10 protein-coding genes are annotated in these 19,202 nt (G+C 41.9%); all 10 read left to right on the top strand.

The features are described from left to right. The first annotated feature begins 69 nt into the window (after window positions 1–69). The 10 genes from PGN18_RS11290 to PGN18_RS11335 all read left to right on the top strand — a co-directional run bounded on the left by PGN18_RS11290 (window position 70) and on the right by PGN18_RS11335 (window position 19,113). On the top strand, window positions 70–1,515 hold the full coding sequence (locus tag PGN18_RS11290; protein WP_335319596.1) for a PP2C family protein-serine/threonine phosphatase: 1,446 nt from the start codon (window positions 70–72) through the stop codon (window positions 1,513–1,515). Further along, window positions 1,502–5,179 (top strand): FtsW/RodA/SpoVE family cell cycle protein, encoded by a 3,678-nt coding sequence (locus PGN18_RS11295; RefSeq protein ID WP_335319597.1) that lies wholly within the window; start codon window positions 1,502–1,504, stop codon window positions 5,177–5,179. The genes PGN18_RS11290 and PGN18_RS11295 overlap by 14 nt, the downstream gene beginning before the upstream one ends. Beyond that, window positions 5,157–5,603: a penicillin-binding transpeptidase domain-containing protein gene (locus PGN18_RS11300; RefSeq protein ID WP_335319661.1), complete on the top strand. Its 447-nt coding sequence runs from the start codon at window positions 5,157–5,159 to the stop codon at window positions 5,601–5,603. The genes PGN18_RS11295 and PGN18_RS11300 overlap by 23 nt, the downstream gene beginning before the upstream one ends. Window positions 5,604–5,729: 126 nt before the next feature. Beyond that, window positions 5,730–6,530 carry an FHA domain-containing protein gene (locus PGN18_RS11305; protein ID WP_335319598.1) on the top strand — a complete coding sequence of 267 codons (801 nt, stop codon included), beginning with the start codon at window positions 5,730–5,732 and terminating at the stop codon, window positions 6,528–6,530. Next, the gene (locus PGN18_RS11310) at window positions 6,523–7,911 is read left to right on the top strand and encodes a serine/threonine protein kinase (RefSeq protein WP_335319599.1); all 1,389 of its coding nucleotides are present in this window, start codon (window positions 6,523–6,525) and stop codon (window positions 7,909–7,911) included. The genes PGN18_RS11305 and PGN18_RS11310 overlap by 8 nt, the downstream gene beginning before the upstream one ends. 260 nt (window positions 7,912–8,171) lie before the next feature. Further along, the gene (gene katG / locus PGN18_RS11315) at window positions 8,172–10,448 is read left to right on the top strand and encodes a catalase/peroxidase HPI (RefSeq protein ID WP_335319600.1); all 2,277 of its coding nucleotides are present in this window, start codon (window positions 8,172–8,174) and stop codon (window positions 10,446–10,448) included. A 1,553-nt stretch (window positions 10,449–12,001) separates the two neighbouring features. After that, window positions 12,002–15,199, top strand: coding sequence for a SusC/RagA family TonB-linked outer membrane protein (locus PGN18_RS11320; protein ID WP_335319601.1), 3,198 nt, complete (start codon window positions 12,002–12,004; stop codon window positions 15,197–15,199). Window positions 15,200–15,219: 20 nt separating this feature from the next. Next, complete coding sequence (locus PGN18_RS11325; protein ID WP_335319602.1) at window positions 15,220–16,776, top strand: RagB/SusD family nutrient uptake outer membrane protein; 1,557 nt, start codon at window positions 15,220–15,222, stop codon at window positions 16,774–16,776. A gap of 970 nt (window positions 16,777–17,746) precedes the next feature. Beyond that, entirely contained in the window at window positions 17,747–18,244 is a 498-nt protein-coding gene (locus PGN18_RS11330; protein WP_335319603.1) for a phosphoheptose isomerase, read from the top strand. 140 nt (window positions 18,245–18,384) lie between these two features. Next, on the top strand, window positions 18,385–19,113 hold the full coding sequence (locus PGN18_RS11335) for an acyl-CoA desaturase (protein WP_335319604.1): 729 nt from the start codon (window positions 18,385–18,387) through the stop codon (window positions 19,111–19,113). The last annotated feature ends 89 nt before the right edge of the window (window positions 19,114–19,202 follow it).

Genomic DNA, 19,202 nt, shown 5'->3' on the forward strand with positions numbered 1-19,202 from the left:
TGCTGTTATCACTGGTCGTTGCGCTAATGATCGTTCACTTCAAAGACATTAAAAATTCCCGTAATAAAAATGGATAAACACTTTTTTGGCCTCACAGACACCGGCAAATCCAGAGAGAATAACGAGGACAGCTTTATTGTTAAGTCCCTTACCAACGATCAGTTGATTTTGGCCGCTGTAATAGACGGCGTAGGTGGCTATCATGGCGGAGAGGTAGCAGCCGCTATTGCCGCAGAACAGATTTCGATGCAATTTTTAGATCGTCCAGCCGATCCAATCTACCGGATGATCAGCGCGTTCAGGAATGCAAACGAAGTGATCGTTGCCAAAAAGCAAACAGAAACGACTCTTTCGGAAATGGCCTGTGTGGCCACTATAGTAATTGCAGATATTGAAAACAATCAATTTTATTATGCCCATGTTGGCGATACCAGGTTATACTTGCTAAGGGATGGATCATTGATCAAAATTTCTAAAGACCATTCATTTGTAGGCTTTCTGGAAGATTCGGGAAGATTGGATGAGGCTGCTGCCATGCAGCACCCAAAACGCAACGAAATCAATAAGGCGATTGGTTTCAGTGATCAGATTGCTACCGATGAGAGTTATATTGAAACCGGTCAATCACCCTTCCTGCCGGGCGATCTTCTTTTATTATGCAGCGATGGACTGACGGATATGGTAAACAGGCAGGATATGACCACCCTGCTTTTACAAGGAGATACACTGGCTAAAAAAGCAGGTAATCTCATCGCGCTAGCTAATGAAAATGGCGGCCGTGACAATATCACCGTTGTGCTGCTGCAGAACAATAAAACGCCTCAGCAGGTAAAACCCACCAGACCAGACCATACACAACAGGCTCAGTCAGCAGCTGGAGCAGACAGAAATGAAGCCATGAGGCTGCCTGAAAATTCAGAACCATCAACTCAAACAGCGCCTAAAAGAAATTATTGGTTCACTGCGCTGGTTATTTTATGCCTCATTCTTCTTGGTACTACCGTGTTTTTGTACCTGCAGCGCCAGCAATTAGCTACCCCTGTTTCAACAGTAAATCAATCACCAAAACAAAAAGAAAGAAACAGCCAGGAGAAGTTGCTGCAAGATGCGTTTGACCATGCCCCGGGGGACACGCTGGTATTATCCGATTCGGTTTTTAAAAGTCCGGTACTGATCAGTGATACGTTACGCCTGCGGAAAGACACCCTTTATGTTATTGCAAAGGGTATTGTGCTGCAAGCGGATAGCGGATACAAAGGTGCGGCCATAACGATGCTACCTCAATCGAAACTGATGAAGCTAGACAGTCTGCAGTTTAAAGGCTTCGCTACTGCTATCGCTATTTCAGACCAGGCACTATCACTCAAAAATGTCACTTTTACCAATTGCTTGCTTCCTATACAAAACAGCATCCATTTTCCTGACCGGAAAACAGTAAATGCAGCAATAAATAAGATTGGTACAGTAAAAGGCAATACCATTAAAACCGCAGATTCAAAAAATGGAGCAGAATAAAGGAGCAGACAAAGTAAGCCGGGTTAAGGAACGGATTTTTATATTAGCAACTGCAACCGTTCTCGCACTTTTTTTCTATCAGTTATACACAATCATTCAGCCTAGATTTGCAGAAGTTGAGCCGCGTTTAAAAGCGGGTACGATGGTTAACCTGAATGCCGAAAAACCCGCTGAACATATCGGGAACTTACTTAAGAAAGGTTACTATTTTGAAGATCAGCGGGACATTGATCTGATCGAAAAAACCATTGCTTCTGCGCCAAATGCAGCGGAGCTAGACAATATTGGCGAAGTGAATAAACGCAGGTACTTTTTATCTGCGGATGAAGCTTATGCAAAAGGGGGGAAATCGTTTAAAGCAAGGGTGCTGGCATCCCGGGCATTACTCGGTTATACCGGTGATGATTCGCTTAAATTCGACCAGGAGCAAAGTAAACCCCGCCCTTATTCTTCCCAGGTAAATCTCGGCATGGGTGAGTATGATATCAGTGGGAAAATTGTAGAAAATAAAACAGCTGTACAAGGCGTTTTGGTCCGTTTGGAAATGATCTTGCCACAAGACAGTATTTACAACGACGAGCCGACAGAAACCATTAAAAACATAACTGAAAAAGCAAATGGCATTACAAAGGTTTATACTTTGGATACTGCCGGTAAACGGAAATTACAACAGCTCACCGCCTATGCCCGTACCGGTACTGATGGGGAATTCACCTTTGCCGACTTGCCAAAAAATCATGCATTTAAGATATTGCCTTTAAAACCAGGTTTTCAGTTTGGCGCCTCAAAGGGCGTACAAGACCTTGATGAAAATACCACCTTCACATTTGAACAGCGTCCACATACGATAAAGCTTTTCTCTACCAGGGACTTCAATATTCTCAAAAAGGAGAAATCGTTGATCATCAGAACACCTGAGGAATTTAATAAGTGGTTTATGATCATTTGCGGAAGCCTGATTGCTGGATTTTTACTTGTCCACTTCATCCTCTCATGGAAATTCAGCACTGCCGATCAGGTTATATTGCCGGTAGTGATGATGCTTACAGGCATCTCATTTCTGATGCTGCTGAGTTTGCAGGATCCGCTGCGCGACCGTTTCTTAGCTAAAGATTCGGTCTTATACCTGCTCATGGGCTTTGGCGGCATCATATTGATGCTCTGCATCAAACTGCGTCGTTTCAATACCGATACCTGGGTTTATCGCCTGCTTTTGTTTAAGCACATCCGATCAGCCGCAAACGGATGGCCATGGGCCCTGGCCGCCATTGGATTGCTGGCCCTCACGATTTTATTCGGAACCGGGCCAGAAGGAAGTGGTGTAAAGGTAAACCTGTTCGGATTTCAGCCCAGTGAAGTGGTGAAGTATCTGATCATCTTTTTTCTTGCAGGATTTTTTGCCGTAAACGAAAAACTGATCAGTGAATATATGAGCTGGAAAAAAAGATGGTCTTTCTTCTCCTTTGCCTTATTGGCTATACTGTTAACCCTCCTATTATTTCTAATATTGGGAGACTTAGGGCCGGCAATGGTGGTTTGTTTCACTTTTATTATACTATTTTCATTCTCCCGTGGCGATTTTATGTTCATGGCAGGTGCTATCGTTTTATATGTACTGGCTTCATGGGTTTTTGAAAATATATGGATATCCACCGGGTTAACCCTGCTTTTGGTCGGCGTGCTGATGGTTTTCGGGCGCAGGCAGCTCAGTGAGTCCGCCATCATGGTGCTGGTGATTATGTCGGCCTTTTTAACCATTGACCAGATTCCATATTTGGACCGCGTTTTCCCCGGGCCGGTTCATCGCCTGGGAGATCGAAAAGCAATCTGGCAGGATGCCTGGAACAATGAGGTTTATGGCGGCGACCAGGTGGCCAATGGTTTGTGGGCCATGTCTACCGGTGGTGCAACCGGCCAGGGTGTGGGCCAGGGCTTCGCTAAAACCATTCCTGAAGCACATACCGATATGATCTTACCTTCGATAGGTGAAGAATTTGGATTAACGGGAATATTGTGCATCTTCATGCTGTTCCTGTTATACCTGCACCGATCTATTATTATTGGGCGACGCACAGGCTCTCCATTTCTATTTTATTTAAGTGCAGGGATTGGCGTATCTACCTTTGTACAGTTTCTGCTCATAGCAGGCGGTTCTACCGGAGCGTTACCGCTATCAGGGGTATCCCTTCCGTTTCAAAGTTATGGGGGATCGTCACTTGTACTTAATTTTTTAGCTGCCGGATTTTTATTATCAGTATCTGCTGTCCGGGGCAGCGAAGTACAGATGCAATACATCGCTAAAACGCAGGATAAAAACCTGGTGCCGGCCTTAATCGCTGCCTGTTTGGGCATCCTGTTATTGGGCGCTAATGTAGCAGGCTATGTGCTGAACAACCGGAAATGGGTTGTACAGCCAGCCTTGGTAGCAGACCGTAGCGGCGCGAGGATGTTCAGTTACAATCCCCGTATCGCTATATTGATGAGCCGTTTAAAAGCCGGAACCATACACGACCGCAAGGGAGTTTTAATGGCAACAAGCAATGTCGACAGTGTGAGGGCGCAACATTTTAAGCTCATCGGTGCAGGTATCCCAAATTATAATCTCGACTCTGCGGTACATCAGCGTTTAGACCGGTATTATCCTTTCGAAGAACAATTGTTCTTTTGGACAGGTGATGCAAACTCAGGGATATTTAATGGAAGTGTTAACGGCTATTTTGCAGATTATGAACATGCGGCCGAACTCCGCGGCTTTAAATTACCCGTAAAGAGTTTTACCGTACTGGCAAAAAGATACAGCGAAAACCGTTTCCTTGCGCGTGGAGTTAAGGAAATGACGGTTGTGAAAAAAGATTACGCCGCACTTTCTCCATTACTTCTGGCCGGAATCAGCAGCAAAGAGGTGGAAGATTTTAAAAATAAAAATCGCGATGTACAGTTAAGCATGGATGCCGGGCTGCAGACCAGGATCCAAAAGTCAATTGCCCGCGACACTTCGCTCTCGGATAACCGGGTTTCTGTGGTGATTATGGAAGCAAGTTCTGGTGATGTCCTCACATCAGCCGTATATCCACTGCCACCCATACATGATTGGGAACGGTTAACCATGACCAATGCAGAACAAAACCAGCTTTCGGGATGGACAACGACCGCTGATCTTGGCTTTACCAATTTTACTCAGCCAGGCTCAACTGCAAAGCTGATTACTGCCATGGCATCCTTCAATAAACTGGGCATGGCCGCTGCCGAAAAAAAATACCAGGTGGCCTCTTCGGAACGTATCCGTACAAAAGGTATTGAGCCGGACGAAACGGGATGGATTAATCTGGAAAGGGCAGTGGTTAAATCCAACAACGTCTATTTCATTAAACTGGCAAACCAGGAGCAGTTGCAGGAAAACATGGGTGAGCTGTACTTAAAAACAGGCATGTTTCTACATGGGGCTGGGGGCTATTATTACAATAAGCCCAGCGAAAACGCAGCACAGGAAGAAAAATGGAAACAGCTTTGGCGAAAGACTGAATTTAACACTAAACCGAAGTATGATCCCAACAATATCCGAAAAACCAGGGCAAAGGGAATTTCCGGAATGGCCTGGGGGCAGGGGGGCACTTATTGCAACCCCGGCGGCGGTGGCAAGAATGGCTGCGGGGATTGCAAATAACGGAAACATGATCGCAAACAGGTTTGTACTTAAGGTAAGCGGTCAGCCGCAGGCAATAAAAACTGGTACGAAATTGGTGAACAATCCGGCATACGCCAGGCTGATACAGGAGTACATGATCAAACAGAGCAGTGCAAAAGCGCAAACGCTTGGACTCGCCGTAGCCGGTAAAACTGGTACACCAGAGCGGATCTGGAAGAAAAAACAGATTAATGATGGCTGGTATGTATTTTTTGCACCGACCGCAACTGGCAATGGCCATATTGTAGTTTGTATACGCATTGAGGCTACCAAAGGATCGTCAGACGCTGTGCGGTTGGCCGGCAGGCATGTAATCCCATTTTTAAAAGAGGGTGGTTATATCAAAAGCATTGTGCCTTCGGTCAATGATAACAATAAGGCACCTGTCACAGAACTTAATTGAAGCGCTGAAGCATTTTAACGCAAACTATAAATCCATAGATTGCGGAGCTTCATCCAATTGGGGAGAAGCCAGATGTTGAACCTGATATTTTTTTAACACATTCGCAAAACACTAACAGATAGACACATGAAAATGATATTCGACCTTTTCAAAAGCGCAAGTGGGGAACATCCTGATGATGTGAAGGGAATCAGGCACGCATTATTACAGTTTATAAAGCAGCAGTTGCAAAAAGCGGAGGGCGGCGAAGGCGCAAATATCAAAGGTTTGGGGATTTTCATTCACTGCAGCCCTGCAGAGCGCCATGTGTATGAGGCTGCTGTATTCACCGAGGATCTTGATCAGTTAAAAAATGAAATACAACGGATTAGCGATGACTATTCCCTGGATCTGCCCTCAGGTTGGTCACTCACAGTCGCTTTCGATGAAGCTTTTCCAGACGATGCTGTAGAAATGCAGCAGCTGCCGGTTGCCTTGTTAGTCAAAACCAAAACCCATTTTGTTAAGCAACAGGCTAAAGCCTACCTGAAAGCACTTAGCGGCAAAACTTTACAGCCGAGCTACGAAATAACTTCTGAGGGTGGTAAATATAATATCGGCAGGGATGAAAAGGCACAGTCTGATGAAGGTTATTTCCGTACCAACCACATTGCATTTCCATCGGAAAGTGATGATGAACGGAATAAGTACATCAGCAGACAGCATGCGCATATCGAATGGGATAACAACCTGGCTAAATTTCTGATCTTCGCAGATGAAGGGGGAATACCACCACGCAATAAGGTAAAACTGCGTTCAGCACTGACCGAAAAAACCGTAAAGCTCCATGCTACCCAGATCGGGCAGGAATTAGCCGAGGGAGATCAGATTATCTTAGGCGAATCGGTTGTATTGGAGTTTAGTTTTAAGCCGGAGCACTATGAGTAAAATTTTTACAATTGCAGAAGGGCTACAAAACCTCGGTGCATTAAAAACCGGTGGGCAGGGATCTGTTTACAAAGGGATGCGCATGGGACCTGTTTATTCGGCCATCAAACTTATTCCTACACCAATTTATGTGGAAGATGAAAGTGATAAAAACTACCGGAATTTTCTCAATGAGGTGAATAAGCTGCAACAGGTAAACATCCATCCCAGCCCAAATGTAGTTAAGATACTCAGTTCAGGTATTACCGATAGCGGAGCTTTTCCTTATATAGAAATGGAATACATCGAAGGCCCCGAACTAAGCGAACTGCTATTGCCTCCACATCAAAAAGTTTTTACCGTTAAAGAACTGTTGAAAGTAGCTGAACAATTGGCTGCGGCACTTGCACACTGTCATCAGTTTGGGATAAAACATGGCGATGTTAAAAGCAATAATGTGAAGTACAATACGCAGACCGCCAATTATGTGTTATTGGATTTTGGTCTGGCGATTATGAGTGAAGAGCAACGCAGAACAAGCATTCGCCATGCCGGGGCAGTAGAGTTTATGGCACCTGAACAGCATGAAGGAAAAATGCTGTTACAGACAGATATTTATAGTTACGGTATCATCCTGTATGAACTCCTGGCCGGGCAGGTTCCTTTTCCGCTCGAAGGGGGAGGCGATACCGCCCGCAATACGGTTATGGTATCACATCTTGAAAAGGAAATCCCCGATGCCATGTTATTGCGCAAAAGTAATTTGGAAAATAGCTTTCCGGACGATATCCTGAATTCCGAAATGCAGGTACCCCACTGGTTGCTGGAACTGATTGGGCGATGCCTGCAAAAAAATCCAGATGACCGCTATGCCAATGGAATGGAACTGCAGCAGGCAATTACTGCTGGCTTATTGTCAGCGCCACAAAGTATTGCGCGTTCAGAAAACACCATGCCCAATGAAACCTTGCGTTATGCCGCCTTGTATGGTGAGACACAGCAAAAAAACGAAAAGCTTGAAAAAGAACTGGCCACCTTAAAACCCCTGGCCCTGAAAGCCGGAATAAAATTTAATAGTTCAACCGGCAAGTATCATCAGGAAAATTATATCCATGCGCCAAGAAAGGCTTTTTTAGGTTACGCTGCCGCATGTACCATAGTTGTTGTCTTTGTAGTTTACAGCTTAACTAAGACAGAAAACAATAATATCGTAACCTCGCCGGCAACCCCATACAGGTCACCATTTGAAATCGCAAATCAACAATACCGGCAAGCCTTGCAAACAGCGAGAGAAGACAGCATCCGAAATGCAAAAATGCGGTGGACACAGCAAGTAAAAGCATCAGAAAAAGCCAGGAAACAGAAGGGTAAAAAGAGAAAGAAATTTCTGGGGATATTCTGATCAAACCAGTCACATCATACCTTCCGAATTTAAACACTTAATTTGGTCTCTTTTATTTTAAGGAAGAATTAACATCAGGTTAAATTTTATTTTCTAAGCCCCTCGATATGATCCTAAATTGCTGATCTATCGCAGTAATAGATTATAACTATTTCCTTATAGAATTAAATGATTGTGATTAGTTGTTTCTATTCTCTAATTTTAATCATTGGTTAATTTTTAATAACAGATCAGATTTCACTAACAAAATATTATACATAATGGAAAAAGAATCGAACGATATCAGCAAATGCCCGTTCCATAACGGCAGCATGAAGAGTAATGCAGCAGGTGGTGGCACAAGAAACGGCGATTGGTGGCCTAAACAATTAAAGTTGAGTATTTTACGTCAGCATTCCAGTTTATCTAATCCAATGGATGAGGGATTTAATTATGCGGAGGCTTTTAAAAGTTTAGATCTGGATGCTTTAAAAGCAGACCTTCATGCACTGATGACCGATTCACAAGATTGGTGGCCGGCAGATTTCGGTCATTATGGTGGTTTATTTATCCGTATGGCCTGGCACAGTGCCGGAACCTATAGGGTAGGCGATGGCCGTGGTGGTGCGGGTGCCGGATTACAACGTTTTGCGCCACTAAACAGCTGGCCGGATAATGTGAGTCTTGATAAAGCACGCAGATTACTTTGGCCAATTAAACAAAAATACGGTCGCAAAATTTCCTGGGCAGATTTAATGATCTTAACCGGTAATATTGCCTTAGAATCGATGGGTTTTAAAACCTTTGGCTTTGCCGGTGGACGTGAGGATTTATGGGAAGCTGATGAATCGGTATATTGGGGTTCAGAAACCACCTGGTTGGGTGGCGATCTTCGTTACGGACATGGTTCTGATGGAGCAGACAAAGTACATGGCGTGGTAGTTACTGATGATGATGCCGATGGCGATGTGCACTCCCGTAATTTAGAAAAACCATTGGCAGCCGTGCAGATGGGGCTAATATATGTAAATCCTGAAGGACCCGATGGCAACCCTGATCCAATTCTTGCCGCTAAAGATATCCGCGATACTTTTGGTCGCATGGCGATGGATGATGAAGAAACAGTGGCCTTAATTGCCGGTGGACATACCTTTGGTAAAACCCATGGTGCTGCTTCGGCAGATCATGTAGGCAAAGAGCCGGAAGCCGCTGGTATCGAAAGCCAGGGTTTTGGATGGAGCAATAGTTATGGTTCTGGTAAAGGTGCTGATACGATTACAAGCGGATTGGAAGTAATCTGGACTACAACACCAACACAATGGAGCAATAACTTTTTCGAAAACCTTTTTGGTTTTGAATGGGAATTAACGAAAAGTCCTGCGGGCGCACATCAGTGGAAAGCGATTAATGCAGATGCCATTATTCCTGATGCATTTGATGGATCAAAAAAACACCTGCCAACCATGCTCACCACCGATCTTGCTTTAAGATTCGACCCGGCTTATGAAAAAATATCAAGACGTTTCTTAGAAAATCCAGATCAGTTTGCAGATGCATTTGCAAGAGCGTGGTTTAAATTAACCCATCGTGATATGGGGCCAGTGGCTCGTTACCTTGGTCCGGATGTACCACAGGAAGAATTACTTTGGCAAGATCCGATACCTGCTGTTGATCATGTATTGATTAATGAAAATGATGTTGCTGCTTTAAAAGCAAAAGTATTGGCTTCAGGATTAACTGTTTCAGAACTGGTTTCTACAGCATGGGCTTCAGCTTCTACTTTTCGTGGTTCCGATAAACGCGGTGGGGCGAATGGTGCACGGATCCGTTTGGCTCCGCAAAAAGACTGGGCCGTTAACAATCCATCACAGTTGCAAAAAGTACTGGGTGTACTAACCGGAATTCAAAATGAATTTAATGCTGCGCAGCTTGATGGCAAAAAAGTTTCCTTAGCCGATTTAATTGTACTGGCAGGTGCTGCTGCAGTAGAAAAAGCGGCCGCTGATGCCGGACATTCAGTTATGGTACCATTTACGCCTGGCCGGATGGATGCTTCACAAGCACAAACCGACATCGAATCATTTGGTTATTTGGAGCCGGCAGCTGATGGTTTCCGTAACTACCGTAAATCTAAGTCGCAGGTTCCTACAGAAGAATTTCTGATTGATAAGGCGCAGTTACTTACTTTAACAGCACCTGAATTAACGGTATTAGTAGGTGGTTTGCGTGCCTTGGATATTAATTTCGATGGTTCAAAAAATGGCGTCCTGACTACAAAGCCAGGTCAGCTGACCAATGATTTCTTTGTCAATTTATTAGATATGGAAACCGCATGGAAAGCCATTGCAGAAGATAAAGAACTGTATATCGGAAGCAGCCGTTCAACTGGTCAGCCAAAATGGACGGCCACCCGCGCTGATCTGGTTTTTGGTTCCAACGCCGAATTAAGGGCTATTGCAGAGGTATACGCCAGTGCTGATGCACAAGATAAATTTGTGAAAGACTTTGTGGCCACCTGGAGTAAAGTAATGAATTTGGATCGTTTCGATCTTAAATAATAATTAGATCAAGTGGCTGTTTAAAAGCCAGTTTTTTATAGATTTTGTTAAGTCAAGCCCAGCTTATGCTGGGCTTGACTATTTATAGAAAGGCCTTATAAGGTGTTATGATAAATATATCGTCATTATAAGGATGAACGACAGCTTAACTGAGCCGTTCCTTTCGTTTGGACAGATCTTTTGGTTTTTTTATGCGTTTTGCTAGCTTGCTTAAATAAATTTACAGGTTTCACCGAAGAACGCTGTCAATTCCAAGGACCAAGAGAATCAAAAAAATAGGAGTAGTTCATTACAATTGGCACAAACAAACCTGAAACGCAGTGGTTTTGTGTTCGTAATCAATGAATTAAAGCTCAAAATAGTGTTGAATAAAAAACAAAGTGCCGCTGTTTTTTTGATGTGCGTGAGATTGTGTAAAGGGCCCATTGCTGGATTGACAAAGCCTTTGGGTACTTTGGCGCTCCAAAATGCGCAGCATTCTTGAGCACAATTGAAAAAACTAACAATTGCGAAAAACTACCATGCCACCGCGGCATAGAGCGGAAATCAACATTTATTTCCAAATTATAGTTTTAAGATATTAAAGCTTGCTATAGCTGGAAAGATGCTGAAATAAATTCAGCATGACGATCGACCTAGGCAACAACGCTAAAAACAAATGAAAACTAAAAAAGATGTGTCCACATGACAAGACCGTTCGGGAAGGAAATCTCTCACGCAAGCGAATCTTATTTCAAAGATTGCTTCGTCGGCTGAAAAGGCCTTCTCGCAATGACGACGCTTATAGCGGATTTTTCCTTTAAATTCTTTTGTCACTCATATTGTCTGAATAGCATTTATTCATTCTCATAAATTGAATAATAAAAAATATTAAAATATTTTTTATTTATAAAAACAATTCCCGAACTCATTTGTCTTATAAGCTCATTAGTTTGTTTGGTTTAGTTTTATTCTGTGGATGCAAATAAAACAAAATAATTGGCCTCATAGAAATATGAGGCTTTCTATTTTATATCCGGCACTATCTAAATACAACATTATCGATCATAACGCTGATCGATTCTCTTATAAGAGACCTGATGCTTTCAATAAAAAACTGGTTTTTTATCAAGTTTTCATAAAAATAACGTAAGTATTTGATTATGATTGGTTTATATTCATTCAGTTTTTAATTCTCTTAAAACCTTATTCGAAAATTTTAGTACCTGTAAAAGTAATCATACTATAATTCAATTTATACGACAGTGTAATGCTAGTCATCAAAATTATATTCTTGATTTTGTAATAAAATAGCTATTATTGAATTGATAAAACGATTTATCAATAACCAAATATGATGATGAGCTTAGGAATATTGCGCCCTATGTGCCATATATGTCTGTGTAGTAAATTTGTGTGTAGTTTATCCATTTTATAACAGGATCTTCCGTCACATAATTTCTTAACTGTAAGCCTTCTGATTAAAATAATTGATAAATCGTTTTAATCGCCAGCAGTTGAATTGCTGTCAGTGCAATGATATAATTAACTAACCATTTACTAAACCTAAACCAATGAAAATTAATCTACTTAAGATTTCAGGGCTTTCTGTGCTTTTTATGCTCAATAGTCCTGCTTTTTCGATGAATCCGGTTGCTGAAAAATCTGATGGCTTTTCTGCGCCAGATATGCCTTTGCATATCCATAACCGAAAAGTAATTACCGGAACTGTATTGGACGAAAAAAACATGCCCATTCCTGGAGTTGGCATCAAAAACATCTCGTCAGGTAAAACTGCTGTAACTGATGACACCGGAAAGTTCAGTATTGAGGCGGACGCAAACGAAGTGATCCGTTTTTCTTATGTAGGCTATCAAAATAAAGATGTTACAGTAGGTAGTGAAGCCACCATCAGCATTAAATTGACACCTGCGGAAGCCAATAAGTTAGATGAAGTAGTGGTAATTGGTTATGGATCGGTAAAAAAAACAGATTTAACCGGATCTGTTGGGGTGGTTAAAGCAAGTGAACTTCAGGAACGTCCGTCTTCATCGCTAAACCAGGCGCTAGCTGGCCGTATCTCCGGTGTACAGGTCAACACCAACTCGGGTAGACCGGGCGGCCAAACGAATATTAAAATCCGTGGATTTAGTTCAATCAATACGAGTAATAACCCACTGTATGTAGTCGATGGAGTGGCTTTACCGGTGGGTTCGCAAACACAGAACAGTAACGCCATCGATTACATCAACCCAAGTGATATCGCCTCGGTAGAGGTGCTGAAGGATGCTTCTTCCACAGCCATATACGGTGCAAGGGGTGCAAACGGGGTAATTTTAATTACCACTAAAAAAGGAACAGCAAATGCCCAGCGCATTACCTATGATGCAGATTTTGGGATCAATACATTGGCCGCACACCATGTTAAAATGCTAGATGCCTTTGAGTATGTTAAGGTTCAGGACCTGGCTTATGAAAACATTAAAGTTTACGATCCGGTAGGTTGGGCAGCAGGAAGTTATGCCTCTACACCTGTTCCCAAAGCTGCCAGAATTGCCTTGCCTCAATTTTTCGATAGCAATGGAAATCCATTATACAATACCGATTGGTTAAAAGAATCTACTCAGAATAAACTGTCGCAAAATCACCAGCTGGGTTTTACAGGTGGAAACGAAAATAGCACTTACGGTGTTTTTGCAGGCTATCGTGATGACCAGGGACTTTTGCTAAACTCTTATTTAAAACGTTATTCAGGCCGGTTTAATTTCGATAGTAAGATTAAGCCATGGTTAAAGGTAGGCGGTAATTTGAGCTACAATAACCAGGACGAAAACATTGTCGATCAGGGAACGGGCGGCTTAAATTCAGTGCGTATGATTACAGAAGCATTCCCCTTTTTACCGATTAAACTTGCAGATGGCAAATGGGGCGATAATAAACTGATTCCGTGGGCAGAAGGAGGCTCCAATCCCGTGCACATCTTAACCGATCAAAAATATGGTATGATTACCCAAACTGCTTTGGGAAGTATTTATTCTACCATTAGCTTTAGCAAAGATTTAGAGTTCCGTACCCAGTTAGGGGCAAATATTGTAAGCCGTAACATTAACGAATACAACGCTAAACAGTTATACGGTATCTCTGATGGACAGAATGGAACGGCGAACGTGACCAATGATCGGGAAACCTTTTGGTCACTGGAAAACTATTTAACCTATAACAAACGTTTTGCCGAATCGCATGCCATTAATGCGTTATTAGGGATCTCGTGGCAGGCTACCAACTTCTTCAGCAATACCAGCCATGCCGAGAATTTTGTAACTGACTTTTACGGGAACAATAATATGGGCTCTGGAAGTAAATCGATTACAGTAGGCTCCAGCCGAAACAGATCGGCTTTTAATTCTTATTTCGGAAGATTAAACTATGCTTTTAAAGATAAATACCTGGTTACTTTTACCGGTCGGGTAGATGGCTCATCCAAATTCGGAGAGAACCATAAATTCGCCTTTTTCCCTTCGGCAGCCTTGGCCTGGAAAGCCTCAGATGAAGATTTTCTTAAAGGAAACAAAACCATCTCTAATTTAAAACTAAGAACCAGTTATGGTTTAAGTGGTAACTCGGAGCTTCCTGCTTATCAATCGCTCGCTACATTGGTTAATAACGCTGCTATTATTAATGATAGTAGGGTTACCGGTATTGGTATCGGCAGGTTGGCCAATCCAGACCTGGTTTGGGAAAAAACCGCACAGGTTGATGCAGGTTTAGAATTAGGTTTGTTTAACAACCGCATTAATTTAGAGGCTGATCTTTATTATAGAAAAACAACCGATATGTTATTGGATGCTCCTGTTCCGCGTACCACAGGATATTCGGTGATCAGAAAAAATATCGGGTCGATGCAGAACAAAGGTTTAGATTTGGGGATCAATACCGTAAACGTACAAACAGACAATTTTACCTGGAAAACCAGCTTCAATATCTCCCTTAACCGTAACAAGGTACTTTCTTTGGCCACTCCAGATGATATTTTTGGTGTGGGCAACCCAAATTTTACCAACCAAACCGGTATTATCAGAGTTGGTGAGCCAGTAGGATCATTCTGGGGGCTTGTACGTTTAGGAACCTGGAGCGAGGCAGAAAGAGCTGAAGCCGCCAAATATGTAAGTTACCGCGGCGGTAAAACCCTGCTTCCGGGCGATATCAAATATTTAGATGTAAACGGTGACCATGCCATTACAGATGCAGATCGCCAGATTATTGGGAATGGAACACCAAAAGGCTGGGGATCGTTGGGTAACTCGTTTCGTTACAAAAACTTAGAATTGATTGTAGAATTGCAATACTCTTATGGTAATGATGTATTGAATATGACCCATCACTCAGGTGAAGACAGACAGGTACAGGCCAATAGTTTTGCCAGCGTATTAAATGCCTGGACGCCTCAAAATCAAAATACACCAATTGCCGCAATCAGGGATCAGGCTGCCGGATATGTCACCAACGTAGATACCCATTGGTTAGAAGACGGTTCTTTCATCCGTGGAAAAAACCTTTTATTGGGCTATACTTTTGATAAGGCGTTTGTTGAAAAATTACGCTTGAACAGACTTCGTGTTTATACATCTGTTCAAAATTTCTTCCTGGCAACCAAGTACACAGGTAACGACCCTGAGGTAACTACTTATGGAAATGCATTTGCACAAGGTCAAACATTTTTCGATTATCCAAAGCCAACTACTTTCATGGTAGGCTTAAACATTGGATTATAAACATTAAAAAGGATATCAACATGAAAATAAACATAAAAAATATCGCTGTTTTGTTATTCCTAAGCGGCGTTATCATAGGAAATCCGGGATGTAAGAAGTTTTTAGATGAAACAGATCCCACCAATCTTTCACCCAATAGTTTTTATACTTTACCAGAACATGCAGAAGCAGGTATTGCTGCTGTTTATGCAGAGCTTCGGTTTATTGGAAACGGTGCTGGTATTTATTCCAGCAACTGGCAGATGCTTGATGCGCCAACAGGAATACAGTCTACCGAAACCGCACAAAACTCCGATCTGAACAATTTGTATTCACTAATTTATGATGGTACAAACCTGCACGTTAACCAAAACTGGAACGGACTTTATAAGGTAATTGCACAAGCTAACCTGGTTTTAGATAAAGTTCCGGGTATTAACCCGATGGACAATGCACAGAAGAAAAGAATTTTAGGAGAGGCTGCTTTCGTCAGGGCCTGGGCCTATTTCTATCTGGTGCGTTTATGGGGCGATGTGCCTTTAATTACCAAACCAATTACCAGCCCTAACGATCCTAATTTTGCTCCTTCACGTACACCACAGGAACAGGTTTACAAATTGATTGTTGACGATCTGGTTGCCGCAGAAGCAGCTGGTTTGCCGTTTATGGATGCAAGTGGGCGTGTTTCTACAGCCGCAATTAAATCGGAATTGGCAAAAGTATATTTAACCATGGCCGGGCAGCCCCTTAACAAAGGAGCAGCCTATTATAAATTAGCTTCAGATAAAGCCAAAGAGGTAATTGATTACTCAACAGGAAATCCATCATCACTTGGCTTGTTTTCCAATTATGGAGCCCTGCACGACGCGAAGAACGACAATAAGGTAGAACATTTATTCGGAATCCAGTACAATGACGCTGCCGGATCTGGTAACCCCTTACAGTCATCTTATTTACCTTTACATCAACCATTGGTTTCTAAAATTGATGGGATCGGGACGGCTATTCCAACCACCAGTTTTTATGGTTCGTATGAGGCAGGAGATTTAAGGGCAAAAAACAGAGAAGGTTATTTCTTTACTGATTATTATACTGATGGATTTAAAATGCCGCTGGTTAACCGCGGTAAGCCTTATATTTTTAAACACTTCGACCTGATTGCCAATGGAACACTAGGCGTAGAAGGTACCAGCCGAAGCGATCTGAACATTCCACAGATTCGTTATGCCGAAACCCTATTAATTTATGCCGAAGCACAGAACAGGGCAGACGGTAGTCCGAATGTTGCTGCCTATGCGGCGATAAATGCCGTACGACAAAGAGCGCAATTGGCTGATCTTACAGGTTTGAGCCAAACGCAATTTGAAGAAGCGGTTTGGAGAGAACGCTGGCACGAACTGTGTTACGAAGGCATTATATGGTTTGATATGGTTCGCCTGCGTAAAGTGTACAACGAAACCACCAATGGTTTTGATAATTTCGTGGGTCACATTAATAAAAGTGTAAACCAACCTTTGCAAACCAAACATTTATTGTTTCCGATTCCTACTCCGGAAATCAAAAATAATCCTAACCTGACGCCAAATCCAGGTTATTAAGGAACAGTATTTAATTATTCTTCTAATGGTTGGTGTCTCGCCAACCATCAATAAATTTTAACAAAAACGGGTGCCCAATATACGGATACCCGTTTTTCATTAAGAGGATATACTGTTTACCAAGTCGTGATCCCCATCTCACCTATCGTGTGGACACATCTTTTGTTTGTTTTTATACGCTTTGCTAGCTTGCTTTAATAGATTACAGGTTTTACCAAAGAACGCCGTCAATCCCAAGGGCCGGAGATATCAAAAAACCAGTTGCAGGAAAGAACAAATAGCATTACCAAACCTTAAGCGCAGTGGTTTTGTGTTCATAATACTAATTTAATTGCTAAAGAGAGTTGAACACAAACCCTGAAGGGCTCAATCAGCCCAAAGAAACCACAAACAAAAACTGATTAAACGAAGTGCCGCTGGTTTTTTGATGTGAGTGTGGTTGTGTGAAAGGCTCCTAACTGGATCCGATAGCCATCGGATGACAAAGCGCTTTGGGTACTTTGGCGCTCCAAAATGCGCAGCATTCTTGAGCACAATTGAAAAAACTAACAATTGCGAAAAACTACCATGCCCCGCGGCATAGGGCGGAAAAAACAATATTTTTGTTGAAAATAATTTTTCCTAATCAATGGAATTAATAGCAAGAAAGATGCTGACCACGAAGTAGCTACAAGGCAATTGAAAACCATATTTCTACTTGTAAAATAAATTCAGCATGACGATTGCCTTAGAAATACGTACTAAAGAAAAAATAAAGGCTAACAGAGATGTGTCCACACGATAGCATCTCACCGGATATAAACAGTAAATAGTTGCTTTGTGGCAATTTGCAAATTGAATTAAAAAAATAAAAGGCACTAAATGCCTTTTTTAATTTATAAGCCTTATTTTTGCAGCAAATTATTGAACCACACAGGAGAATAATGAATCCTGTGCACCTCAACAATCATTAAAAAAACTAATTTTATCAATGACAAACGACAAAAAAGAAATATTCGAAAGCGTAGCGCAACGTTTAAAAATTGAAGGTTTTAATGTAGTAAACCGTGATGAAACACGCCCTTGGGGTGGTTTCTTTGTAATAGATGAAGCGCAGGCACAACAATTTGCCGATACTTATTTTGATGGATTAAATGTTGAAGACCTTAAAATTGGTGGTAAATTAAGTCCGAAAATTTTGATCGTTGCTCCAAATACACGTCTATCTTGGCAATATCACCACCGCAGAGCTGAAATCTGGCAGGTGGTTACCGGCACAGTTGGTATTAAAACCAGCCAGACTGATGAAGAAGGTGAAGTAAAAAAATATGCACCAAAAGACCAGATTAAATTACAACAAGGTGAACGTCACCGTTTAATCGGTTTAGAAGATTGGGGCGTGGTGGCAGAAATATGGCAACATACTGATGCTTCAAACCCATCAGATGAAAGCGATATCATACGTGTTCAAGACGATTTCGGTAGATAATAAACAATAAAAATATTAGAATCCTGTTCTATATCCTGGAACAGGATTTTTCTTCTCTAAACGTTTAAACCAGCATAGTTTTTGTATCACGGAAACTAAAAGCTTCTAAAATACGTTTATATAGTATACAAACCCCATACATGATTATCCTCATTTTTTTTCTTTGCCATTGGTTTTTATCCCTGTTTAGCCAAACCTTTTTCCTTCACCGTTACTCTTCACATAAGATGTTTAAAATGGAGCGTTTTTGGGAAAGATTTTTCTATCTGATATTACTGATTTCGCAAGGTTCATCATTTTTAAACCCGAGGGCTTATGCCATTCTGCATAGGATGCACCACGCCTATAGTGATACCGAAAAAGATCCGCATTCACCGCATTTTTTTAAGGATGTTTTCGGGATGATGATCGCGACAAAGAATATGTATATGAATTATCTGAAATTTAAAATACAGCCGGAACCAGCTTTTCAGGGTAATTATCCTGAATGGCCACTTGTTGATAAGATTGGAAATTCATGGGCCTGGAGAATTGCGTGCGGTTTGTTTTATATCGGTTTTTATGTTGCTTTTGCCAATTACTGGTGGATGTATTTATTGTTACCGATCCACTTTTTAATGGGGCCATTACATGGCGCAATTGTAAACTGGTGCGGACATAAATATGGTTATTCCAACCATGATAATGAAGATCACAGTAAAAACTCCTTACCCTGGGACTTTTTGTTGATGGGTGAGCTTTTTCAGAACAACCACCATAAGAAGCCGAACAGTCCAAATTTTGCGACCAAATGGTGGGAATTTGATCCAACTTACCCGGTAATGAAGGTATTGCACTGGATGAAAATCATCAAAATTAGAAAGGTTTAAAGGCCGCCATGGCTTGTGTCTAACAGATCATTACAAATTTTCCATCTTTCAAGATCTCCCTTGGTCTGTGTCCCCACAGACCACTAAAC

The organism is Pedobacter terrae (assembly GCF_036946585.1).
Lineage (GTDB): Bacteria > Bacteroidota > Bacteroidia > Sphingobacteriales > Sphingobacteriaceae > Pedobacter > Pedobacter terrae_C.

Coding starts and splice junctions, on each gene's coding strand:
- PGN18_RS11290 (WP_335319596.1), top strand. CDS start 70: ATGGATAAACACTTTTTTGGCCTCACAGACACCGGCAAATCCAGAGAG.
- PGN18_RS11295 (WP_335319597.1), top strand. CDS start 1,502: ATGGAGCAGAATAAAGGAGCAGACAAAGTAAGCCGGGTTAAGGAACGG.
- PGN18_RS11300 (WP_335319661.1), top strand. CDS start 5,157: ATGGCTGCGGGGATTGCAAATAACGGAAACATGATCGCAAACAGGTTT.
- PGN18_RS11305 (WP_335319598.1), top strand. CDS start 5,730: ATGAAAATGATATTCGACCTTTTCAAAAGCGCAAGTGGGGAACATCCT.
- PGN18_RS11310 (WP_335319599.1), top strand. CDS start 6,523: ATGAGTAAAATTTTTACAATTGCAGAAGGGCTACAAAACCTCGGTGCA.
- katG (WP_335319600.1), top strand. CDS start 8,172: ATGGAAAAAGAATCGAACGATATCAGCAAATGCCCGTTCCATAACGGC.
- PGN18_RS11320 (WP_335319601.1), top strand. CDS start 12,002: ATGAAAATTAATCTACTTAAGATTTCAGGGCTTTCTGTGCTTTTTATG.
- PGN18_RS11325 (WP_335319602.1), top strand. CDS start 15,220: ATGAAAATAAACATAAAAAATATCGCTGTTTTGTTATTCCTAAGCGGC.
- PGN18_RS11330 (WP_335319603.1), top strand. CDS start 17,747: ATGACAAACGACAAAAAAGAAATATTCGAAAGCGTAGCGCAACGTTTA.
- PGN18_RS11335 (WP_335319604.1), top strand. CDS start 18,385: ATGATTATCCTCATTTTTTTTCTTTGCCATTGGTTTTTATCCCTGTTT.